This is a genomic window from Microbacterium sp. MYb72 (assembly GCF_002979415.1).
Lineage (GTDB): Bacteria > Actinomycetota > Actinomycetes > Actinomycetales > Microbacteriaceae > Microbacterium > Microbacterium natoriense.
On sequence record NZ_PCOT01000037.1, the window covers coordinates 14988 to 35949 of the forward strand.

General features: G+C 68.0%; 25 protein-coding genes. 6 read left to right on the forward strand and 19 right to left on the reverse strand.

The annotated features are described in order from the left end of the window. Positions 1-3 precede the first annotated feature (3 nt). Positions 4-651 carry a TetR/AcrR family transcriptional regulator gene (locus CQ047_RS16485; protein WP_181155979.1) on the reverse strand — a complete coding sequence of 216 codons (648 nt, stop codon included), beginning with the start codon at positions 649-651 and terminating at the stop codon, positions 4-6. Between the two features lie 119 nt (positions 652-770). Between CQ047_RS16485 and CQ047_RS16490 the strand changes: the two genes are divergently transcribed. Next, entirely contained in the window at positions 771-1553 is a 783-nt protein-coding gene (locus tag CQ047_RS16490) for an alpha/beta fold hydrolase (protein ID WP_181155980.1), read from the forward strand. A gap of 16 nt (positions 1554-1569) precedes the next feature. On the opposite strand, the gene CQ047_RS16495 is transcribed toward CQ047_RS16490, so the two are convergent. Next, positions 1570-2493 carry a LysR family transcriptional regulator gene (locus CQ047_RS16495; RefSeq protein ID WP_105676960.1) on the reverse strand — a complete coding sequence of 308 codons (924 nt, stop codon included), beginning with the start codon at positions 2491-2493 and terminating at the stop codon, positions 1570-1572. 129 nt (positions 2494-2622) lie between these two features. On the opposite strand from CQ047_RS16495, the gene CQ047_RS16500 reads away from it, so the two are divergent. Further along, a complete protein-coding gene (locus CQ047_RS16500; RefSeq protein ID WP_105676961.1) occupies positions 2623-3798 on the forward strand; it encodes an NAD-dependent formate dehydrogenase in 1176 nt (391 codons plus the stop codon). Between the two features lie 76 nt (positions 3799-3874). Further along, positions 3875-4405 carry an HPP family protein gene (locus CQ047_RS16505; protein WP_105676963.1) on the forward strand — a complete coding sequence of 177 codons (531 nt, stop codon included), beginning with the start codon at positions 3875-3877 and terminating at the stop codon, positions 4403-4405. 12 nt (positions 4406-4417) lie between these two features. Here CQ047_RS16505 and CQ047_RS16510 read toward each other — a convergent pair whose 3' ends face one another. Together CQ047_RS16510 and CQ047_RS16515 are read right to left on the reverse strand one after the other, a co-directional pair. Beyond that, a complete protein-coding gene (locus CQ047_RS16510) occupies positions 4418-5014 on the reverse strand; it encodes a TetR/AcrR family transcriptional regulator (RefSeq protein ID WP_105676964.1) in 597 nt (198 codons plus the stop codon). Position 5015: 1 nt separating this feature from the next. Beyond that, entirely contained in the window at positions 5016-7025 is a 2010-nt protein-coding gene (locus tag CQ047_RS16515) for an MDR family MFS transporter (RefSeq protein WP_105676965.1), read from the reverse strand. 171 nt (positions 7026-7196) lie between these two features. Between CQ047_RS16515 and CQ047_RS16520 the strand changes: the two genes are divergently transcribed. Further along, positions 7197-7547, forward strand: coding sequence for a VOC family protein (locus tag CQ047_RS16520; RefSeq protein WP_105676966.1), 351 nt, complete (start codon positions 7197-7199; stop codon positions 7545-7547). A gap of 60 nt (positions 7548-7607) precedes the next feature. On the opposite strand, the gene CQ047_RS16525 is transcribed toward CQ047_RS16520, so the two are convergent. The 4 genes from CQ047_RS16525 to CQ047_RS16540 all read right to left on the reverse strand — a co-directional run bounded on the left by CQ047_RS16525 (position 7608) and on the right by CQ047_RS16540 (position 11420). Continuing rightward, the gene (locus tag CQ047_RS16525; protein WP_181155981.1) at positions 7608-8195 is read right to left on the reverse strand and encodes an N-acetyltransferase; all 588 of its coding nucleotides are present in this window, start codon (positions 8193-8195) and stop codon (positions 7608-7610) included. A gap of 83 nt (positions 8196-8278) precedes the next feature. Next, the gene (locus tag CQ047_RS16530) at positions 8279-10138 is read right to left on the reverse strand and encodes an alpha/beta fold hydrolase (RefSeq protein WP_105676969.1); all 1860 of its coding nucleotides are present in this window, start codon (positions 10136-10138) and stop codon (positions 8279-8281) included. Next, complete coding sequence (locus tag CQ047_RS16535) at positions 10135-10734, reverse strand: TetR/AcrR family transcriptional regulator (protein WP_105676971.1); 600 nt, start codon at positions 10732-10734, stop codon at positions 10135-10137. Before CQ047_RS16535 ends, CQ047_RS16530 begins: the two co-directional genes overlap by 4 nt. Before the next feature lie 119 nt (positions 10735-10853). Then, positions 10854-11420, reverse strand: coding sequence for a nitroreductase family protein (locus tag CQ047_RS16540; RefSeq protein WP_105676972.1), 567 nt, complete (start codon positions 11418-11420; stop codon positions 10854-10856). A gap of 174 nt (positions 11421-11594) precedes the next feature. Between CQ047_RS16540 and CQ047_RS16545 the strand changes: the two genes are divergently transcribed. Further along, positions 11595-11906 (forward strand): GNAT family N-acetyltransferase, encoded by a 312-nt coding sequence (locus tag CQ047_RS16545; protein WP_374954072.1) that lies wholly within the window; start codon positions 11595-11597, stop codon positions 11904-11906. A gap of 201 nt (positions 11907-12107) precedes the next feature. On the opposite strand, the gene CQ047_RS16550 is transcribed toward CQ047_RS16545, so the two are convergent. From CQ047_RS16550 to CQ047_RS16570, 5 genes are all read right to left on the reverse strand, one after another. After that, entirely contained in the window at positions 12108-12362 is a 255-nt protein-coding gene (locus tag CQ047_RS16550; protein WP_146114374.1) for a hypothetical protein, read from the reverse strand. 126 nt (positions 12363-12488) lie between these two features. Then, entirely contained in the window at positions 12489-13439 is a 951-nt protein-coding gene (locus CQ047_RS16555) for a hypothetical protein (protein ID WP_146114375.1), read from the reverse strand. Positions 13440-13878: 439 nt separating this feature from the next. Next, positions 13879-14070: an AlpA family transcriptional regulator gene (locus CQ047_RS16560; RefSeq protein ID WP_105676980.1), complete on the reverse strand. Its 192-nt coding sequence runs from the start codon at positions 14068-14070 to the stop codon at positions 13879-13881. Positions 14071-14510: 440 nt separating this feature from the next. Beyond that, positions 14511-15614, reverse strand: a complete 1104-nt coding sequence (locus CQ047_RS16565) for a hypothetical protein (protein ID WP_105676981.1) — start codon at positions 15612-15614, stop codon at positions 14511-14513. Then, positions 15611-16120 carry a hypothetical protein gene (locus CQ047_RS16570; protein ID WP_146114376.1) on the reverse strand — a complete coding sequence of 170 codons (510 nt, stop codon included), beginning with the start codon at positions 16118-16120 and terminating at the stop codon, positions 15611-15613. The genes CQ047_RS16565 and CQ047_RS16570 overlap by 4 nt, the downstream gene beginning before the upstream one ends. 70 nt (positions 16121-16190) lie before the next feature. Between CQ047_RS16570 and CQ047_RS16575 the strand changes: the two genes are divergently transcribed. Beyond that, positions 16191-16916, forward strand: coding sequence for a hypothetical protein (locus CQ047_RS16575; protein ID WP_146114377.1), 726 nt, complete (start codon positions 16191-16193; stop codon positions 16914-16916). Here the strand turns inward: CQ047_RS16575 and CQ047_RS16580 are convergent, their stop codons facing one another. The 6 genes from CQ047_RS16580 to CQ047_RS16600 form a co-directional block, all read right to left on the reverse strand. Continuing rightward, positions 16917-17837 (reverse strand): hypothetical protein, encoded by a 921-nt coding sequence (locus tag CQ047_RS16580; protein WP_105676985.1) that lies wholly within the window; start codon positions 17835-17837, stop codon positions 16917-16919. It lies immediately after the preceding gene. 12 nt (positions 17838-17849) lie between these two features. After that, positions 17850-18110 (reverse strand): hypothetical protein, encoded by a 261-nt coding sequence (locus CQ047_RS18950; RefSeq protein WP_181155982.1) that lies wholly within the window; start codon positions 18108-18110, stop codon positions 17850-17852. An 11-nt stretch (positions 18111-18121) separates the two neighbouring features. Continuing rightward, on the reverse strand, positions 18122-18436 hold the full coding sequence (locus tag CQ047_RS16590; protein ID WP_105676988.1) for a hypothetical protein: 315 nt from the start codon (positions 18434-18436) through the stop codon (positions 18122-18124). Positions 18437-18758: 322 nt separating this feature from the next. Beyond that, complete coding sequence (locus tag CQ047_RS16595) at positions 18759-19796, reverse strand: hypothetical protein (protein WP_181155983.1); 1038 nt, start codon at positions 19794-19796, stop codon at positions 18759-18761. 136 nt (positions 19797-19932) lie between these two features. Then, complete coding sequence (locus tag CQ047_RS18955) at positions 19933-20400, reverse strand: hypothetical protein (protein ID WP_181155984.1); 468 nt, start codon at positions 20398-20400, stop codon at positions 19933-19935. Continuing rightward, on the reverse strand, positions 20397-20962 hold a 566-nt coding region (locus CQ047_RS16600; RefSeq protein ID WP_219844642.1), incomplete at its 5' end, for a hypothetical protein. The genes CQ047_RS16600 and CQ047_RS18955, both read right to left, overlap by 4 nt.

Genomic DNA, 20962 nt, shown 5'->3' on the forward strand with positions numbered 1-20962 from the left:
GGATCACCCTTCGGATCGGTGGGCCGCGAGGAACACGTCGAGCGCACGTGCCACGTGCCCTGCCGCATCTCCGTTCGGCAGTGCCTCGTCGTCGCCGAGGAGCATGGCCCGGTTGACGGGCTCTCCCATCACCAGCCAGTTGAGCTGGGTCGCGGCGAGGACGGGATCGGACGCGCGCAGGATGCCGGCGGCATCCATCTTGCCGATCACCTCGGCGAGGGAGTCGATCGCCCGCTGCGGGCCGTTGAGGTGCAGCGAACGGGCGAGGTCGGGGAACTGCGGCATGAGGCCGATGACCAGTCGGCGGAGCGCGAGGAGACCCGGGTCGAGCACAGTCGAGAGCTGCTGCTCGAGGATCGGGGCGAGCACGGTGCGCGCATCCGCCCCGTCGGGAACAACCGGAGGTGCGCCGAGCACGCGCTCGCTCGCCGCACTGGTCTGCGATCCGACCAGCGCGAGGAACAGGCCCTCCTTGCCGCCGAAGTGGCTGTACAGCGTCTGCTTGGCCACTCCAGACACCCGAGCGATGGAGTCCATCGTCACCGCCTCGTACCCGTGGGCGAGGAACTGCTCCTGGGCGGCGGCGAGGATCGACTCGCGCTTGCGCACCGAGCTCGGGCGGATATCCGCTGCACCCCTTGACGACTTCATACTCATGAGTCTAGTTTATAGAAATCATACCGACCAGTCTTGAAATGGGAGATGACGATGGACAGCAGGAAGACCCTCGAGTTCGACGCAGAGCTCACTCATCCGATCGAGGCCGCGGCATGAGCGCTCTCACCACCCCTCGGGGCGACCGCATCGTCTACGACGACCTCGGAACGCCGGGCGCACCCACGGCGGTCTTCATCGCCGGCGCCGGCCCCACACGTGCCGACGACCCGATCACCCTCGCCACAGGTGAAGCCTTCGCCGCACTCGGCGGACGCGCCCTGATCGCCGACAGGCTCGGGCGCGGCGAGAGCATATCGGAGGGTCCGATCGAGCTCACCGCCCAACTCGACGCGATCGAGGCGCTCGCCCGAGATGCGGAGGCTCCCGTCATCCTGATCGGCCACTCCTCCGGGTGCGCGATCGCGATGCTCACCGCATCCCGCCTGCCCGAGCTGGCCGGACTCGTGCTGTGGGAGGCTCCGCTCGGACTCTTCGAGGGCGGAGCGCCGTCGTGGTGGGCCCGTGTGCGCGAGTCGATCGACGCCGGCGATCTCGAGGAGGCGGTCGCGAGGTACATGATCGGGATGCCGCCGGAATGGCTCGAAGAGCTCAAGAAGTCCCCCGACTATCCCGGGCTCATCCACAGTTGGATCCCCGATGGAGAGGCTCTGGCCGCGGTCGAGGAGAGCGGCTACCGGAACGCGCTCGCACCTGTCGCCGCCCCCGTCGTCGCCCTCGTCGGCACGGAGACCTTCCCCGGCATGATCGCCACGGCCGACGCGCTCGCGGAGGCCGCGCCAGACGGCCGCTCCGAGCAGTTGGCAGGCGCGTGGCACTCCTGGGAGCCGCAGGCGATGGCCGAGAGGCTCGCCCGTCTCGCCGGGATGGCGCTCTAGCCGCCGGCGATCAGCCTCAGGAACGCGGTCGCATCGTAGCTGCGGCCTGCAGCAGAGCCCGCGCCACCGGGGCGGACGGGTGCGCCCCTTGCTTCCACACCGCGCCGAGCTGCCTCTGGAAGACGACGCGATCCACGCGGATGCGCATCAGCCGCCGATCCTGCAGATACGACTCCGCGGCACGCGTGCTGATGACGGCCGGGGCGACACCTGATGCCGCCGCCTCCAGCACCGCAGTGTTGCTGGGCAGCTCCAACGCCGGCGCGGCGAGGGCGGAACGCTCCACACCGTGGGCGAGGAGGGCGGCCATGACGACATCGCGGCATCCCGAACCCTCCTCCCTCGTGACGAGCGGCATCGCAGCGAGAGTCCACGGACTGATGTGCCCGCGACGAGCCCAGGGATGGTCGGGTGCGACGAGCACCGCGAGCTCATCGTTCGCGAGGAACGCGTAGCGGAGGCCGCGCGGCGGCTCGCTGCCTTCGACGAAGCCGAGATCCGCCTCTGATTCGGCGACCAGGCGCACGACGTCGCGCGTGTTGGTCGCCCGCGACCGCACAGCGCGCTGATCGCCGCCGCCCGCGGCGTACGACCTGATCCACTGGGGAAGGAAGTACTCGGCGATCGTGAGACTGGCCGCGACGGTCACCGCCCGCGAGCCGGCGAGGATCTCGTCGAGCCCTGCGTCCATGACAGCGGCCGCGGCAAGAACGGGCCTGGCCCTCTCGATGATTGCCGCGCCCTCCTCTGTGAGCTGCGACGAGCGCGCTGCGCGGATCACGAGCTGCCTGCCCAGTCGCAGCTCCAGCCGTCGGAGCCGGAGGGATGCCGCCTGCTGAGTGATGCCGAGCTCGCTCGCGGCGAGGGTGATCGACCCTGTCCGGACGATCGCCTCGAGCAGTTCGAGCGCCCTCAGGTCGGGCATAGCGGGGCTGAGCACAGTCTCATCGTAACCACAACCATCGCTTGTGAGGCAGCAACCAACGGTTCGTTGTTGCCGACTATCGGCGTTCGTAACGTGAGATGTGCGGGCGCCGATGGAGATGCGCCTCACCTGAATGGAGAGATTGTGTCCAAGATTCTCATCGTCCTGTACCCCGACCCCGTGACCGGCTATCCGCCGGTGTATGCGCGGGACAGCATCCCTGCGATCACCTCGTATCCCGGCGGAGCGACCGTCCCCTCCCCCCGGGCCATCGACTTCGTTCCCGGCCAGCTGCTCGGGAGCGTGTCCGGGGGGCTCGGCCTCAAGGACTGGCTGGAGTCGGAGGGGCACACGGTCGTGATCACGAGCGACAAGGAGGGCGCGGACTCGGTCTTCGAGAGGGAGCTCCCGGATGCCGACATCGTCATCTCGCAGCCGTTCTGGCCTGCGTATCTGACGACGGAGCGGATCGACAGCGCGAAGAACCTCCAACTCGTCATCACCGCGGGCATCGGATCAGACCACACCGATCTGAACGCCGCGAACGCCCGAGGCATCACGGTCGCCGAGGTGACGTACAGCAACAGCATCAGCGTCGCGGAGCACACCGTGATGCAGGTTCTCGTGCTCGTGCGCGACTTCGTGACGCAGCACCAGATCGCGGTGGACGGCGGATGGAACATCGCAGATGCGGTGGAGCGGTCGTACGACCTGGAGGGGATGCGCGTCGGCGTGTTCGCTGCGGGCCGCATCGGCCGCGCCGTCATCGAACGTCTGGCGCCGTTCGGCGTGCGCCTGAGCTACACCGACCGCTTCCGCCTGCCTCAGGAGTACGAGGAGAAATACGGCCTCACCTTCCACGAGAGCATCGAGGACCTTGTCAAGGACGTCGACGTGCTCACGGTCCACGCACCGCTGACCGAGGAGACCAGGGGCCTGCTGGACGACGACCTGCTGGCGACGATGCCGCGAGGGGCCTACATCGTGAACCCCGCTCGCGGGGCGATCGCCGACCGCGACGCGATCGTGCGTGCGCTCGAGTCCGGCCACCTCGCCGGGTACGCGGGCGACGTGTGGGATCCCCAGCCGGCGCCGGCCGACCACCCGTGGCGCACGATGCCCCACAACGCCATGACCACGCACACGTCTGGCACCTCCCTGTCAGGGCAGGCCCGATATGCGGCCGGCACCAGAGAGATCCTCGAGGACTGGTTCGCAGGAGACCCGATCCGCCCCGAGTACCTGATCGTCGAGGGCGGCGGCTACCGCGGCACGGGCGCCCACTCGTACGCGCAGCAGCCGACCCAGGCCGGAACCTGAGCACACCACCTGCGAGGGGCAGGTCGAGCTCCAGGCTCCCTGCCCCTCGCACGCTCTCACCCCGTCAGGAGCAGTCGTGACAGAGCACCCGCCCTCCGAAGATCACTCCCGGACCTCGCGTCGGTGGAACCGGCTGCGCCCTGCACCGGATGCGGTCCCATGGCACCTCGTGCTCGCGGCATCCGTCTCCGGCGGCCTGACCATCGCCGTCCTCGGCCTTGCCGGAGACCTCACGGGGACACCGATCCTGATAGCCGCATTCGGGTCGTCGTGCGTGCTGGTGTTCCTGATGCCGGATGCTGCACTGTCGCAACCGGTCAACGTGATCGGCGGCCACGTCATCGCCGCGCTGTGCGGGCTCGTCGTGCACGCCATGATGCCCGTCGCCTGGTGGAGCCTCGGCCTCGCCGTGGGGCTCGCTATGGCGACGATGGCCCTCGCCCGCGTTATCCATCCGCCCGCGGGCGGTACTCCGATCGCGATCATGATGACGCACGCGGGGTGGGGCTACCTGTTCACCCCGGTGCTCGTGGGGGCGGTCGTCCTCAGCTCCTGCGCCCTGGCGTACCGGCTGCTGCTGAGGAGGGTCTCACGACCTCGGGAGTGAGCGCCTCGCCCCTTACGGGCCGACCATCGGCGCGTGGCGCACGGCGATCAGACGGTCCATCGTCTCCAGGAGCCTGACCGAATCCGGTCGGGTGTCGTCGGCCGGACGGTGCATGAGGGTGCGCAGCGAGCTCAGCGCGAGGAGGATCGCGGCATCCGCCACCTCGGGCGACCCGGCGCGCTCCTCGATGAGCAGACCGAACTCGGCCTTCAGCGCTCCCATCCACTGCGTGAACGTCGCGACGAGCTGCGGCTGCTCCGTGACGAGCTTCTTGAGCCTCGTGCGCTCCACGCCCGAGCTCATCGAGTCGGCGAGGAGATCACAGATCGCGGGCATGAGCTCCCCCGTCGCCGACCGGAACCGCGCAGCTGCCTCCGGAGAGATGATCTGCTCCGGCAGGTTGAGGGCCGCCGCCGTCTTCGACGGGAAGTAGTTGAAGAAGGTGCGGGGTGAGACCCCCACCTCCTCGCAGATCTGCTCGACGGTCGTTCCGTCGAGCCCTTGACGTTCGACCAGGCGCAGGGCAGCCTCGTGCAGCGCTTCCCGCCGCAGCTTCTTCTTGCGCTCGCGAAGCCCCTCGGGCTCCCCTGCGCTCTGGTCGTTCGTCATATCAGCTCTGCACCTTGATCGTCCCGGTCTCGCTGATGCCGGCGTCGTCGGCCATCTCCTGCAGAGCCGAGCGGGTGCGCAGCGGCGGAGCCTTGAAGAACCAGCTCAGCACGAACGCGAGCATCAGCACCCCGAAGCCTACCCAGTAGATCACGTCGATCGCCTGGGTGAAGCCGACCATGAAGGGCTTGGTGAGCGCGGCATCCGCGCCGTTCAGGAACGACGTGTCGCTGACCGAGCTGCTCGATCCGTTCGATGCCTCTGACGTGCCCTTGTTGATCTTCTCGGCGATGTCGGGGACGAGCTGGTCCACCCAGTAGGTGCGCTGGGCCTTGTCCGACCAGTCCACAGACACGGTGCCGTCCGTCACGGAGGCGTGAGCCTTGTCGGCGACGGCCTGGAGCGCCTTGGCCTCGGCGGCCGGGGTGGCCTCCGCGACCTTCTGGTCGATCACCGTCTGCGCGGCGGCGGCCGGAAGCTGCCCCGCGGCGACGGCCTGGTTCACGGAGTCGGTCACCGCGGTCGTCACGGCTTCGCCCGCCGAGGCCTTCGCCTCGGTCACGCCCTTGTCGAGCTGCGACTGGATGTTCTCCTGCAGCGGGCCGACGATCGGCGTCCACAGCTGCTCCATGACGGCCTTGTTCTGCTTCTCGCCGGCGACGGCGGGATCCAGCGCGGCGTTCAGAGCGGCCGTCAGCGTGGGCTTGTCGCCCATGCTGTGCGTGATGTTCGTCGGCAGCAGGGTGAACAGCACCGACAGCATGATCGCGGTACCCAGCGTTCCACCGATCTGACGGAAGAACGTCGCTGCGCTGGTGGCGACGCCCATGTCGGGCGCCTCGACCGCGTTCTGGCTCGCCATGGTGAGCGACTGCATCAGCTGGCCGAGGCCGAGACCGACCACGAACATGCCGATCATCATGAACCACACCGAGGTGGTCGACGAGACGAACGTCAGGAGCAGGAAGCCCACCGCCGTGGTCAGGGTGCCGGTGCGCGGGAAGATGCCGTACTTGCCGGTGCGCGCGGTGATCTGACCGGCCGCCATCGAGGAGGCCATGAGGCCCACCACCATCGGCAGCATCGCGAAGCCCGACTCGGTCGGGGTGAGACCGGCGACGATCTGCATGTACAGCGGGATCGTCATCATGGCGCCGAACATGCCGAAGCCCACGAGCACGCCGATGATGGTCGCCCACGAGAACGTGTTCGAGCGGAAGAGGCGGATCGGGATGATCGCGTCGTTCTTCATGGCGATCTCGATGAGCACGAATCCGATGGCGCCGAGTCCGCCGATCACGTAGCAGGCGATCGAGGCGACGGAGCCCCAGCCCCACTCGCGGCCCTGCTCGGCGACCAGCAGCAGCGGCACGAGCGCGACGATCACTGCGGTCGCTCCCCACCAGTCGATGCGCGGGTTGTCGTGCTTCGCGACCTTCGGCAGGTGCAGGAAGGTGATCACCATGCCGAGCGCGATGAGGCCGATGGGCAGGTTGATGAGGAAGACCCAGCGCCAGCCGGAGATCCAGAGGATCTCGTTGGCACCTGCGAAGAGACCGCCGACGAGCGGGCCGATCAGCGAGGAGATGCCGAACACGGCGAAGAAGTAGCCCTGGTACTTGGCGCGCTCGCGCGGGGCGAGGATGTCGGCCATGATCGCGAGCGGCAGCGACATCAGCGCGCCGGCGCCGATGCCCTGGAAGGCGCGGAAGCCGGCCAGCATCAGCATCGACGTCGAGAACGTCGACAGCACGGAGCCGATGATGAACACCGAGATGCCGAAGATGAACAGCGGGCGGCGCCCGAAGATGTCGGAGAGCTTGCCGTAGATCGGCACGGAGATGGTCGACGTGATCAGGTACGCCGTGGTGACCCAGGCCTGCTGGTCGAGGCCGTGCAGGTCGTCGCCGATCGTGCGGATCGCCGTGCCGACGATGGTCTGGTCGAGAGACGACAGGAACATTCCGGCCATGAGACCGTAGATCACGAGGAGGATCTGACGGTGCGTCATGATCGGCTTCGACGCGTCAGATTTCGCGACCGGCGTGGCACCGGTGCGGGTGGAGACAGTTGACATTCCAGCCCTTCGGAAGGCGTGAGGATTATTGCAGACGTGCAATATTACACGACTGCAAGATTAGTGCGGGCTGAGAGTGTCGGATGCCGTCACCACAATGAATGCATGGACGTGCACCGGATCGTTCCGAACCTCACTGTGACCGACCTCCCGCGCGCGGTCGCCGAGCACACGGCTGCGCTCGGCCTCCGCGTGCTCATGGACCACGGGTGGATCGTCACCCTCGGCGACGACGAGGGTCATCAGCTGAGCCTCATCACGCGGGATGCCACGGCATCCGTCGCACCCGACGTCTCCGTCTTCGTCGACGACGTCCGCGCCGCACTCGCCCGCGTGGAGTCGGCCGGGTTGGAGGTCGTCCATCCGCTCACGGACGAGCCCTGGGGCGTCACGCGCTTCTTCTACCGTGGTTCCGACGGACGGGTCGTGAACGTCGGCATGCACACCATCGCGTGAGCGGCCCGGCGCGGTCGCACTGCTCACCGTCCGCTCTCCGCACGATGAGCGGAATGCGCGTCAGAGCGCTGGCCGAGCACTCTGCGGATCACGCCAGTAGGTCTGCACCCGAACGCCTCCGACGAGTTCCACCACCGCGCGGGGACGGTACCCGAGCCTTTCGTAACGCACGTCGTTCGCCGGGTTCGACGACTCCAGGTAGGTGGCGATCCCCACCTCGTCATAATCGGCCAGGGCCGCTCGGAGCAATGCCATGCCGTGCCCGCCGCCGCGGGCCTCGGGCGCCACACCGAGCAGTGTCAGGTAGGCATGCGGATCGCTGGGCCGGGCATCGGCGAACCTGGCACCGGCCTGCTCCAAGGCGGCAGCAGCCTCCGGGTCGAGCAACTCGCTGACCAGCGCATCGTAGGCAGCATGGGCCTCGACGGAGATCTCGTCCTCACCCGGCGGGTACCACACGGAGACCGCGCGAAGAGCGCCGCGCGTGCTCGCACCCTGCGACTCGCCCTCGCCATCGGAGCCGCCCTCGAGCACTCGCGACTCGGAGAAGCGCAGGGCTTGTCCGACCATGAACCGCCAGTACGCGCCGGCCACCTGCGGACGCGTCTCGACATCGGGGAACGAGGGTCCCCAGACGGGGTCGTCCAAGAACGCCGCCGTGAGGATTCGCGTCATCTCGCCGAGGTCGCCGGACGTTGCCGGTCTCAGTCCGTGCGGGAGTGTCTCGTGTGTCATGCGGTCCTCATCTCGTAGCTGGCGTACGCGGCGGTCGACGGACGAGCCTTCCCGATCTGCGGAAGGGTCGCGGGATGACCGAGCAGATCGATGAGCACGTCGCTGTGGGTGAGCTGCGGATGATGCCCGGCCCCGGGCACAGAGATCAGCTCGACGTGGGGAAGCGACTCCAGGTGCGCGACCGCGGCAGGGTCGAGCGGGTCCTCGCTTCCGGTGATGATGCGCACCGGGCCGTGGAATCGCCCCAGCGCGTCACGGAGCTCAGCTCGCCATCGCGTCGATCCGGCGGAGGTGAGCTGCTCGGCCGCGCTCTTCGCACGACCTCTCCGGAGGTCGCGGATGCTGCTCTCGAGAGCCTTCGCGCTCGCACCCGCGCCGGTGAGCCGGCGTGACAGCTGCACGGGATCGGCACGCCGCAAGAAGGCGCGAACGAGCATCCGCACACGTTCCGACCCGCGCACCGGCGCCTGCAGGAAGAAAGGCGCGATCAGCGTGAGGGACTCGATCCGTTCGGGGAACCGGTCGGCGGCGATGACCGCCGCTGCTGCGCCGATCGAGTGGCCGATGAGTTCGGCGGGTTCGTCCCCGAGCATCGCGGGCAGCCAGCGCTCCCAGTCGTGAATGCCCGTTCCGCCGCTCAGCCCGAGACCGGGAAGATCGACCGCTCGCGCGCCGATGCCCGATGCCACCTCCGACCAGGTGTCTGCGTTGACCGGCAGCCCGGGGAGGATCACCCGACGGGATCCCGATGCTCCCAGCTCGAAGGTCCGCACACCGGCGACGTCGACGAATCGGCGCTCGTCACCCGCGGCTGCACCGAAACGGTGCGCGGCGAGATGGTCGGCCCACCGTTCGAGCGACACCCGCACGTCGGGCAGACGGAGCCCGTGCCGATCGGCGAGCTCGATCGCGGATGCTGTGGGATAGCGATCGGCGGACAGGAAGCCGAGGGTCTCGGGGTCAGCTCGGGTGATCCATCGAGGCAGCCGCGTGATCACGCTCGCCGGCACCTTCAGGCTCGGGATTCTCACCCCGAGATGCCGCCCGACGTCCGTGAGCAGATCGGCCAGCAACGGGGTCGCATCGTCGAGAATCCAATAGGCCGCGCCCACGGCATCGGGATCGACCGCTGCAGCCGCCATGAACGCCGCCAGGTAGTCGACGGTGACGACGGGAAGGAAGGTCGCCGCGCCTCCGGGCAGCGCGGTCGCAGTCCCGTCCCAGATCTGCTCGATGGTGCTCGCCAATCCGATGTGCTGGTCGGACTCCCCCGTCGCGCTGTCCCCGATCACGCTGGCCGGATTGACGATGGTCCAGGGAACGTCGCGCTCCCGGGCCCGGGCCTGGAAGACGGCGTCCGATTCCACCTTCGACGCCTCGTAGCCGCCCAGTTCCGCGTAGACCGCCGCGCGGTGCTCCTCCGACCAGGGAACGGCGTCGGGGTCCTGCCCACCGACGCGGTACCCCGAGACGTGAACCACGCGCTGCAGCATCGGGAGTTCTGCCGCGAGATCGATGAGCTTCTCGACGATGCCGACGTTCGCGGCCCGCGCTTCCTCGGCGGGCATCCCGAATCGATACGCACCGGCGCAGTTGTGGATCTCGGTGACATGCGAGAAGGCCGCCGCGCCGCCCACCATGATCTCCGGCGCGTCAAAGTCGGCGATCGCGATGTCGACGCTCCTCGCCAGGCCGTGCTCCCGCAGCCATGCCTCGACGCGCACCCCGGATGCGGCGCTCCGCACCGCCGCGGTGACGTTAACTCCGGCTCTCGCGAGGGTCAGCACGAGGTGCCGGCCGACCAGCCCCGAGGCACCCAGCACGAGGGCGTGACGCGGGGCGTCCTGAGCGCTCATCTGGCTCCCCCGGCGTTCTCGACGCGCCGCTCGATCAGCTCCGCGATGACCTCAGCAGCCGATTCCAGGGGCTGGGTGCTCCGCGTGGCGCGGGAGACGATGACCGCACCCTCGATCATCGAGACGACGACGGTCGCCAGAGAGCGGGCGTCTTCGGCGGCGAGACCGTTCCCCTCGAGGAGTGCGGCCGTCGGCGCGATCCACGACTCGAACGCGCTGGCGCAGGCCTGCCGCAGCTTTTCGCTCTCGGCGCCCATCTCCAGCGTCACGACGGAGACCGGGCAACCGAGCCGGTAGTCGCTCTCGCTGACGATGCTCGCCAACGCCTCGATCGCCGCGCGTGCCGCACTGGCCGCACTGCCCGTCGAGACCGCAGCCTCGGCGATCAGCGCCTCGAACTGCGCCGCGGCGAGCTCGACCGCGGCGACGCCCAGCCCCACCTTCCCGTCGGGGAAGTGGAAGTAGATCGATCCCTTCGGGGCGTCAGCGTGGTCGATCACCGCGTTCAAGCCCGTGCCGCTGTAGCCGCTGGTCTGGATGAGTTCGAGCATGGACGCCGCGAGTCGCGCCCGGGTCTGGTCGCCTTTAGAGGTCATGCGACTCAGAATAGACCGGTCTACATATTTTTACAATCCGGAGTGCTGACCGCCGCAGCGCCGGAGGGCTTCGAGCTTCTTGGCCATGAGTTGCGTCTCCGCAGGCGCAACCGCCGACGTCAGCCCACCGCTCGCGCCCACGTGATGTCATCGAGCGGCATCCGCTCCCGGCTCGTTCCCGCGCCCGTGAGCTGTCGAGCACCGGCCTCCGGCACACCGATCGCCGCCATGGTGGTCACTTCCCAGTGCGGAGGAACCTGGAACTCGTCGGCCACCGCCGCCCGGTCGAACGCGCGGAACTGGTGGACGTGCATCCCCATCTCGTAAGCCTGGAACGTCAGGTGCGCCAACGCCTGGCCGAGGTCGTAGTGCGCGAACTCCGAGTACTCGAAGCCAGAATCCTCGACGTGACGGTGAGCGAGATTCGCCAGGAGAAGCCCGGCGTCTGCGGCCCAGATCGAGGAACTGCGCGCCAGGTGGGCCGTCAACCGTCGGTGAACATCATCACCGCGGCGCCCCACGATGAACGACCACGGTTGCGAGTTGCCTGCCGAAGGCGCGTGCCGTGCCGCGTCGAGGAGGACATCCACCTCTTCACCGGAAAGAGTGCTGCCCGGATCGAACCGAAGAGGACTGAACCTCCCCCTCACGAACGGGTGCAACTGAACGTGGGTGACTGCCGGCATGGAACCATCCAACCAGCGGAAGACTCATCGGATTCCCCCTGCCGACTTCGTGATAGTCATGGATCATGACCAGCCAGTACTTCTTTCTCGAGCGAGTCGGACCGGATCGACCGCACGCTCGTGCACCGGTGGTTGTCTGAGGCGTCGTACTGGGCGGTCGGTCGCCCGCGAGCGGTGCAGGACGCAGCCATCGACTCGTCGCGCAACTACGGCGTGTGGAACGAGACCTCTGGGGAGCAAGTCGCGTATGCCCGCGTCGTCACGGACGGCGTGACCTTCGCCTGGCTCTGCGACGTGTTCGTGGCCCCTGCGGTACGAGGCGTCGGCGTGGGAAAGATGCTGATGTCTGGTGTCATCGCCGACCTGGAGCCGTTGGGGTTGCGCCGGACTCTCCTTGCGACGGCAGATGCACACGGGCTCTATGAGCAGTACGGCTTCTCTGAACTGCCGGTGCCCTCTCAATTCATGGCTCGAATGGGATCCTGAGACTGCCCGGTTGACGTCGACACGGCGTCAACCGGCGATGCGCGGCATGCCGGGTGCTCCCCCATTACGATCGGCGAGCCCGCCGGAGACACTCGCCACATACAGCGCTACGCGACCGCGGCGGTCTTGAGTCGTCGCAATGCCATGCCCTGGCTCACCGCGAATGCAGCCAGGTCAGCCGGTCCTTGGCGGAAGGAAGCCCTAGCGGCCGACTCCGAGTTCCTTGGTGAACGGGATATCTACTGCATCCGGGCCGAACGGCTCGGTCGGGTCCAGGTTCTTCATTACGATCATCTGCCCATCGAAGCTCGCCTGGATGTCGCGATAGAAGTCAGCGACGATCCCTGCAGGAAGCGAATGATCGAGCTGCACCGGCGAATTGCGTCCAGGCGGGTGATAGGTGACTAGCGGCGAGTAGAGCACGATGAAACCCGGGTGCACGATGTCGCGATCCAAGCAGCACTGCGCGAGCCCCACGGCGAACGCAGCATGAAGGACTGCTCAGAAAGAGCGATTCGTACGCTGAGCTCGCGCGCCTCCTTATGACCAAGAGGAGGGCTTCGGCCCCGAGAGGACTTGCCCCTAGATGAGCCTCCTGATTGCCACGTCCGCAACGGTGCGCTGGTAGACCAGATCGCCCAGGCGAGGAAGCCAGGTGTCAGTGTCCGCGAGAAGGTCCCGGGCGATCGTCCACGGGGTTGAAAGCGAAAGGAGGTTTCCGGGCGAGCTCATCGCCGAGTGCGCGCCAAGTTTCACTGCCGCGGCCCGGTGTCGGACGCCCTTGGCCATCAGTTCACGAGCAGCCGCGGTGGAGACACCGAACCGCAGGAAGTCAGGGAACGAGGTGACCGCTGGGGCGAGGGTGACGCCCTCCGACGTCAGATGCTGCTGGAGGATGGCCACTGCTTGCTCTACCAGGGTCACCAAGTCGAACAAGACAAGCTTGGCGTGGATGCGAAGCAGCACGTCAATGCTGACTCCTGCGCGTGCTGCGAGCGCTGTGAACGGCAGCCCCTCTAGCCAGGCCAGCAGTAGCCCGGACAGGGATACAGCGAGGTCGGTTACGTCCGTCCGCCGGTACACGGTCTCCGCTTCCCGGGTGAACCCGGGCTGTTCGAGTGCCCAGTCGACGACGAGGCGTACCAGGACAGGGTCCAGTGGTGACTCGATGCTCTCCCAGTTCGCATACCGGGGCAGGAGCCCATCGAGCACTGCGTCGACCAGACGAGGTCGCGCCGACGTCTCCTGCGCCATCGAGAGGCGCCCGGACGCCCGCATCTCGACAAGACGTTGCGCGCGGAGCTCGAACACACTGAACAGCATCTGCCGTTCCTGCTCCGTCGCCCGTGCCGCGGCGAAGGTCTCCGCGGCGAGCGTTTCGGCGATGCTGACGAACTGCTCCGCACCCAGCTCGTCTCGAATCAGCTCGATTAGCGCCGCATCAACCCCGTCGACGAGGGAGAACAGCACTGGGTTCGCTTCCAGCACCCGATTGGTGAGTTGCAGTTGCTGGCGGGCGAGCGCGCGTTCCAACCTCTGCACCAAGGTGATCAACGCACCCGCAACCGGTTCACCGGGCCGTCCTTCTGCGACAGGGCTGACGACCGCGATCTCCTTGAAGTTGCCACTACTGTCCTTGCCCCGTCCCCGCTGACATCGGCCGTTTCGTACATCCGTGTCTCGACTGTTCTCCTAGCTGACCGTGGAGCGGGGTGGCTCCTCTATCCCTGCCCAGCGTGAGGCAAATCAAATACACTCGCACGGACGTGGAACCCCTCGTTTCAGCCAGTTCGTCAACCGCGGACACTAGGGACGGGACGCCGACCGGACCAGAGCGCAGACCGATGCTCACCTATGCGCGGGAGCACTCCGTCGACTACGCCATCGTCCACAAGCTTGACCGGCTGGCTCGATCTCGTGCCGGCCGATCGCCCCGAAGGTGCCGATGGTCAGGCGCTGCCGGCTCATCGGATCACCGCCCACCCGCCGGTGCAGGCGGCTCTGGATCGCGCTGCTGCTCGATCCAGATCTGCACGTCCGCGAGCGCGAACTTCGGATGCTTCCCGAAGCGATACGCGCGCGGGCCGAGACCATGAGCGCGCCCGTCGTAGTCGGTGGAGGCGGGAACCCCCGGGTACTCGGCGAGATCGCCGACGTCGAGCATCGGCTCCAGGCCCAGGGGTTGCCGGCCGGGCTGTGTTCGGTGTCCATACCGAACAGGTGCGTCCTGCGCCCACCCACGAATCGGCAACAACCAGCACGGTCGCTCCCATGCCGGAGCACGACGGCCCGAAAGTGTCGTGAGAACGTCAAAGTGATGGTTCTTCGATGACCGGATCACGTCTCACCAACTGGAAAGTCCCGGAAACTCTTGAGTTTCCGGGACTTGCGGTCGGGCTGACAGGATTTGAACCTGCGACCCCTTGACCCCCAGTCCGACACGGCTTTCCCGCCCCGTCACGCCGCGTCACGGGCAGTCACCTTTATACGCGCGCGCACGCGCGCACGAGTCCCGGCGTCTCCCCCGGCGTCACCCACTGTCACTTCGGCTTTCGTGAGGGATTCGTGAGACGCCGAGGGCGATGTCTCCGCCGCTCAGGGCGCTCAGTCCGCGCCGAAGCCTCGCCGGAGGTTCCGCTTGATGGACTCCCACACAACCCTCTGGTCATCTGATTCGTCAGTCGGACTGTCGAACACCTCGGGCGGTATCACTATCTCCTCAGGGTCGAGGTGTTTCGGCGGCTGGGTGTAGCGCCGTCGCGCGAAGTCGTCGTCCCAGGTCCCGGCGCCCGCGTGGGTGTCCACCGCGGCCTTGCCGAACGCCGCACCCTGGAGGAAGTCTGATGAACCCGCAAGTAGGCGGTAGTCGATCGCCTCATCTGCCCAAGCCGCCGCGAGAGCCATGATGGCATCCTGCGCTCCGCTCCACATCTCCTCGATCAACTGATGAACGATCGTCGTGGTGCCCAGTTCATCCGGGTACAGAATCTCCATCTGTAGATCGAGCGTGATCTTGTCCATCTCTGAGACCACGTGCGGCGTTGTGTCGGCATCCACGACGCGCGAGCCAGGAGTGAGGCTCCAGTCGTATGTGAGTTTGGGTTCGACGCGGCGCGCAACGCCGTCCGCGTCAATGATGCGCGCTTCGTGTTCGATCCAAGATGGCGCGAGACTGCCTTGCAACTCCAAGCGGTGCTTGTCCTCGTTGTCTACCCAGGCAAGCACAGCGAGTAGGTGATTCTCAGCAAGATTGCCGGTATTCCGCGCCCACATGAACGGCTGGCTTGCATAGATGGCTCGCTGTACACGCTCGGGCAGACCCTTGATTCGGCCCGCTTGCTGTCGCCATGACTTCGCCGTGAGAGCAATCGGGTACTGGAGCGCCTTGGAGGGCGTGCCACCGTCGGCTAGCACGATCCGAGTGAGTGTGGTGTTGAGGATGCTCCTCAAGTGATGCGCGATCTCGGCGATCTGCATTCCCCAGTGCTCGATCGCGGGCGGCGGATCGACAGAATCCACTTGGATGTACCAGCCACATTCCGGCGCGTCCTTGATGACCAGACTCGTCCGAAGCGGATCGGGTTTCCGCCACCGACTGATGTCAGCGATCAACTCATCTGAGCGCTTGTGTGTCAGATCAACCCTCGGACGCATCGCTTTAAGGAGCGATTCCATGCGCGCCATGACGACATCCTCTGTGTCGCTCATGCTCGCCCCTCCGCGGGAGCGCGCTCGGCGGACTTACGGTCCTCGGAGAACTTCACGCCCGCCTGACGCTCCACGGTGGGGATCACCGCGGCGGTCGCGATGTCTCCACGCGCCCACAGGGTGAGCACGAGCATCGCTTCACCGACCATGTTCTCCACGCCACGCGTGCGTTCCTGCACCATCGTGAGCATGAGCATGAGTACGTCGAGGATCGGTTGCTCATCGGGCGTCAGCCGCACGGTGAGTTCATTCAGGCGGGCGCCGAATTGTGCTTGCGCCCCGCCGCGATTGGGATCACCGATAGGGCGTTGACGCATCTCCAGGAGCGCCGCCATCGTCGCGAGAAGGAGATCACGACGCTCCCGTGCCATCTGTTCGCGCTCGGCGCGCTTCCGCTCCGCTGAGTCCCGAATCCACGGCACGATCACAGTGCCGACGAGTGAGAGCAGGGCGCCGATCACGACACCCCATAGGCCGATCATCGCGGCGCCGGTTCCATCGTCCATGCCGCGAGCGTATCGCCCCCAAAGGCGGCGGCGGCCTAACCGCGGTTAGAAGTGCGATACGGTCGCAGACATGCCGGGCGTCATCGTTGATCTTCGGGATGGGCCGAAGGAGAAAGTGCCAGAGGTGCGCAACGCGTACCGCTTCCTTCGCGGTGCGCATAACTCTGTTCAGGGCATTGTCAACGCCTCCCAGGCGCTCGCGGAGCAGCGGCGAAACGCGAACTCCACCACCACGGGTCGGCCCGCAAGCGAGGAAGTTGACCTCCTCCGTTCCGCGCTCGTGATGGCGTCCAGCGGGATCGACGCCTCGATGCAACGCATCATCTGGGACGCTGGCCGTTACCTCATCCCGAAGGCGGGCACAGCGGCCCGCCTCCAGTACGAGGCGCATCTGAAACAGGCGCTCTCCGGGAAGAACAACGTGGACGACGGGCTCCGCAACGCGATCATCGGTGCTGAGCCGCGAGATGGCCTGCTGGAGTACTACCTCGCCACGAAGACACGGGCGAGTTTCCAAGGGAGCGGCGATCTAAAGAAACGCGTTCGCGGCACGCTCGGCGTGCCACACGCAAGCATCTCAGACTCGTCGCTTGAGTCGCTCGATCCGTTCTTCACGGCCCGCAACAAAATCGCCCACGCGATGGACTATCAGCGCCCGGACGAGCCAGGGCGGACCAAGCGCATCCACCGATCCGTCGATGAGGTGACGGCGATGTGCAACAACGCTCTGGCGGTGTCCGCTGATCTGCTCCACGCTGTCGCCGACGTGATCATTGCCGCGCGTCGCGTGAAGTAGTCACCAGTCGCCGCTCAGGAGCGACGTACGCAGGCCGTCGAGGTTCAGGTGCCCGAACGGCTTGCGGTTCGGCTTGCGGCCCGTCACGGCCCACCCTCGCGCGCCGTTCACGGTCGGAGCGTAGGGCCGCTTACGGCGGATGGCTCGGTCGGGGTCTACGACGGCCAGGATTGCCGCGTCGAGCATGTGGCTCCCCGCGTCGTCCTGTGCGGCCTGGCATGGCTGGCACAGGTGGCCGGTGACGGAGCCCCCAACGCCGCTGAGCACGGAGGCGTTGACGGTCGTCTCCCGCCAGGGCTTGTCACCGTGCCGGGCCATGACCTCGCCGACGCCGCAGAGGAGGCATCCGCCGCTCGGGCACGCCGCCGGGCGCGGGGGAAGGCGGCGGGCGAGCCAGTGGGCGTAGCCGCGCCGAATGTCGGTGCGGATGTCGGTGCCGACGAACAGCCACGGCTCGCTCGCGGCGTGCTCCTCCCGGCTTCCGCGCCGTAGCGTCGGCGAGAACCGCGCGGACCAACGTGCGGCGGCACCGAGCGGTGCCAGTTCGAGCAGTTCACGCAGTGCCTCGTCGGTCGTCTGCTCGGGCAGGGCCGCGCCGATCACCTGGAGGGCGTTCAGGGCGCACGTCACCTGATGCCGGGCCGGTGAGCCGATGCCGCGGGCGATGCGGGGATTCGCGTCGAGCAGTCGGGCGGCGTGCCCGCCGGTCGCCGAGCACGTGTCGCACAGCCCGAGGTCCACGGTGCCGCCGTTCACAACCTCCTCGACGCGGGTGCCCTGGCTGGAGCCGACCGGCACCTCTCGGCTGAACACGTCGAATCGGATGGTCGGGCCGGTCGCGGGCGTGCCGCAGTGAGCGCACGCGGTGGTGCCCTCGGGGCGCAGGGCGATGCCTAGGGGAAGGGTGGTCGTGGTGGTCATGGTGTTCTCCGGTCAGTAGCGGTTGATCTCGGCGGCGTCGAGGTCGCGCCAGGTGCGGCGCGGCGGCTCGGGCGCCGGGGGCTCGGATGCGGGCGGCGCGGCGGGTGCACGCTTCGGCGCAGGCTTCGGCGCGGGGCGAGGCTTCGGCTTCGGCGGGCGCTCGGCGAGTGCGGCGCGTTCGGCCTCGGCGCGCTGGCGCTCCTCCTCGGCGCGTCGCGCCGCGCGGTGCGTGTCGGACTCGCCGGGGTAGCGCGCCCCGGATGGGATCGGCATGTCGTCTCCTCTCAGATCGCGGTCGCCTGGATCGCGTGATGGATGCGCTCGCCGCAGGCGCCGCGAACGATCGAATCGGGCCAGCAGGGTTCGTCTGCGGCGGCGTGTGCGCACGCGAACGACAGCGCCGCCGGTACGAGCCGCGACGCCTCCAGAGCCTCGCGGATCGCCGCCGTCGCTTCGGTCGATGTCGTGCCCGCGAGGTCGCTCTTGTAGACGCCCTGGGCGATGGCCTCGTACGCCGCCATCGAGGCTTTCACCCCCGCGTCTCCGATGACGTGGCGGGCGTGGTGGATGCGGTGGGGGTCGAGGTTGCGACCGCTCATGCTGGGCTCCATTCGAAGGTGTCGGATGTCTCGTGTATGGCCGCGACGAGATCAGCGCGGGCGAGTACCACGAGCCGTTCGTGGACGGGTCGGAGGGCCGCATGCCGGGCCTCGCGCTCACGGTCGGCGCGGACTCGCGCGGCGGCTCTCTCCAGCCTGTGGGTGTGCGCGTCGGCGAGCAGGATGCGGGCTCGTTCGGCGAGCGCTCGTGTCCGTTCCGTAGCGTCGTGGCGGCGACGGGCGGCGGTTGCCTCTCGTGCGCGTGCTTCCCTCTCGGCGAGGGTGGGGATCGGTCGCCGTTCGGAACGGCGCTTTGGTCGGCTCATCGGTTCTCCTCGGGCTCGCGGATGTGGTGCATGTTGGCCCGTGCGCGTTGCAGGTCGGCGGCAGTGACCTTCCCCCGCTCGGTCGGCTCCGGCTCGGCGGCGGCGCACGGGAGGCTCGCGAGCACGTCGCGGCAGATGGCGCCGATCTCCTCACGTGCGCGCTGGTGGACGCTCTCGGCCCGGTGCCACGGGTTCACGACCGGACGCACCTCCACGACGGCGGGCGTCTGCATCATCCGCTCCAGCGCCCGGATGTGCCCTCCGGCCTTCGCATCCAGCGCCACGATGCGGTCGTATCGCGGGAGGTCGTGGTGTGTGAAGCGGCGGGCGCGGTGCGCTGTGCCGTCGATGCCGTGTCGGGCGGCGTCCGCGAGCGTGTCGGGGTCCATCGGGTCGCCGGGGTTCGCGCTGACGCCTGCCGATGCCACCTCGACGGGTACGCCGCTCTCGGCGGCGCGCGCTCGCAGGATCGCCTCGGCCAGCGGTGACCGGCAGATGTTCCCCAGGCAGACGAACAGGACGCGGTGCGGCGACGGTTCGGCGTGCGCGACTACCGGCTTGATTGCCTCTCGGCGGGCCTCCACTACGCACTCCTCGGCACCAGGAATCAGGATCGACGGCGACACGCGGGCGAGGAAGTCGCCGGGCTCGGCGGTCGTCGTCCACAGCCGCGCGCGAGCGTCGCGGCGCTGATACCGGCGGGCCGTGGCGATGTTCGGCGTCCACGAGAGCCCGTCGCGGTATTCGGGCCGCGCGGCCCGGTAGAGCACGATCGGCCCCGCGGGTCGCATCTGACCGTAGCGAGCGAGGTTGTGGATGTAGCCGACGTGGCGGAACCAGCCGATCCACTCCTCTCGGGTCGCTTCGGTGAGCGGGAAACCGGACTCTAGGTTGCGATACGTGTTGATGAGCACGACGGCCAGGGCGTCGAGTGGCGTGCCCCACGGCTCGGCGAACAGTTCGCGCAGGTGCAGAACGCTCGTGGGACTCGTCCGCTCCGCCTCGCGTAGCGCCGTGAGTTCGGCGACGTTCACGATGACCTCGCTTCCGGCCCCGTAAAGGGTGCAGGAACCGCGCGTACGTGAGCGGGTCGGTGAGCGCATCGGCCATACGCCCCGGAAAGACGCGGCGTGGAGCGGCGCGGCGGGTGATTGGCTGTCAGTCGGGCGCTCACGAGTCCGCTCCGATCTCGTCGTACGCGAGGTCGCGGGCCGTCGCGAACACGGACACGATGCGTTCCACCGTGGCGCGGTCGGTCGTGCTGAGCGTTGCCACCGTCGCGCGGTGAACGCCGAGGCTGGAGCCGGGGTACTCATCCGCTCGGTACGACAGCCCGCCGCCGAACGTGACGCGCCCGAGGGCTTCGACCGGCGCGAGCAGGTTGGGCGTCTGCTCGGCGATGCGGGCGATTGCGACGAGGGCTCGGGCGTGCTCCGTCGCGTCGGCAGGGTTGCGTGCGATCGCGACGGCGCGGGCGAGGTCGCCGGGGGCGGGGTGGGAGCCCTTGCCCGCTCGCGGGTACTCGCCGGTGCCGCTCATGGTGATTGCGAGCCAGTCGCGGGAGGCTTCCGCGACGCGGGCGAGAGCGAGCGCGGCGCGGAGGCGTTCGGGGCGGGGCTTGGTCGGCCTGGGGATCACAGCAGAGCCTTTCGTTCGTCGGGTGAGAGCACGTCAGCGCCAGCACCTCGGAGGAGCGCGACGATCCGTGCGGCGCTCTCCGGGGACAGGCCGAGTTCGGAGCGCCCACGGGCCGCGGCGCGCTCCGATGCCGCGAGAGCGACGAGCAGGCTCATGCGGGGCGTGTGGCGGTTGTTGAGCACACCGTGCCCGTCGAGATGGCGGCGGATCAACTCGCACCGCGCCTCGGCATGACTCCATGCCCGGAGCGCGAAGGCGAAGCGGTCGAGAGCAAGCAACGGCATCGCATCCACGGCGGACTGTGCGAACTCCACGGCCAGCGCGCCGACGACGCTCGGCGAGTAGGCGCCATGCGTGCGGGCGGCGTCATTGCCGGGTGCGAACGGGGCCGCACGGCGGTCGTGTTGAGCCTCACGCGCGCGCACGGGGTTTTCGTGAGTCCCAGCCTCGGCGCTCTCTCTGGAGCCGTCAACGGTTCCGGTGGTCGTCGCGGGCTCGGTGGTGGTGCGGCGCTGGGGGCGTTTGCGTGGCTGGGGTGCGGTCATGCTGTCACCTCGGGGAG

Coding starts and splice junctions, on each gene's coding strand:
- CQ047_RS16485 (WP_181155979.1), bottom strand. CDS start 651: ATGAAGTCGTCAAGGGGTGCAGCGGATATCCGCCCGAGCTCGGTGCGC.
- CQ047_RS16590 (WP_105676988.1), bottom strand. CDS start 18,436: ATGAGCGGTCGCAACCTCGACCCCCACCGCATCCACCACGCCCGCCAC.
- CQ047_RS16580 (WP_105676985.1), bottom strand. CDS start 17,837: ATGACCACCACGACCACCCTTCCCCTAGGCATCGCCCTGCGCCCCGAG.
- CQ047_RS16510 (WP_105676964.1), bottom strand. CDS start 5,014: ATGACGAACGACCAGAGCGCAGGGGAGCCCGAGGGGCTTCGCGAGCGC.
- CQ047_RS16570 (WP_146114376.1), bottom strand. CDS start 16,120: ATGGACGATGGAACCGGCGCCGCGATGATCGGCCTATGGGGTGTCGTG.
- CQ047_RS16575 (WP_146114377.1), top strand. CDS start 16,191: ATGCCGGGCGTCATCGTTGATCTTCGGGATGGGCCGAAGGAGAAAGTG.
- CQ047_RS16520 (WP_105676966.1), top strand. CDS start 7,197: ATGGACGTGCACCGGATCGTTCCGAACCTCACTGTGACCGACCTCCCG.
- CQ047_RS16530 (WP_105676969.1), bottom strand. CDS start 10,138: ATGAGCGCTCAGGACGCCCCGCGTCACGCCCTCGTGCTGGGTGCCTCG.
- CQ047_RS16540 (WP_105676972.1), bottom strand. CDS start 11,420: ATGCCGGCAGTCACCCACGTTCAGTTGCACCCGTTCGTGAGGGGGAGG.
- CQ047_RS16515 (WP_105676965.1), bottom strand. CDS start 7,025: ATGACGCACCGTCAGATCCTCCTCGTGATCTACGGTCTCATGGCCGGA.
- CQ047_RS16560 (WP_105676980.1), bottom strand. CDS start 14,070: ATGCTCGACGTCGGCGATCTCGCCGAGTACCCGGGGGTTCCCGCCTCC.
- CQ047_RS16490 (WP_181155980.1), top strand. CDS start 771: ATGAGCGCTCTCACCACCCCTCGGGGCGACCGCATCGTCTACGACGAC.
- CQ047_RS16565 (WP_105676981.1), bottom strand. CDS start 15,614: ATGAGCGACACAGAGGATGTCGTCATGGCGCGCATGGAATCGCTCCTT.
- CQ047_RS16535 (WP_105676971.1), bottom strand. CDS start 10,734: ATGACCTCTAAAGGCGACCAGACCCGGGCGCGACTCGCGGCGTCCATG.
- CQ047_RS18950 (WP_181155982.1), bottom strand. CDS start 18,110: ATGCCGATCCCATCCGGGGCGCGCTACCCCGGCGAGTCCGACACGCAC.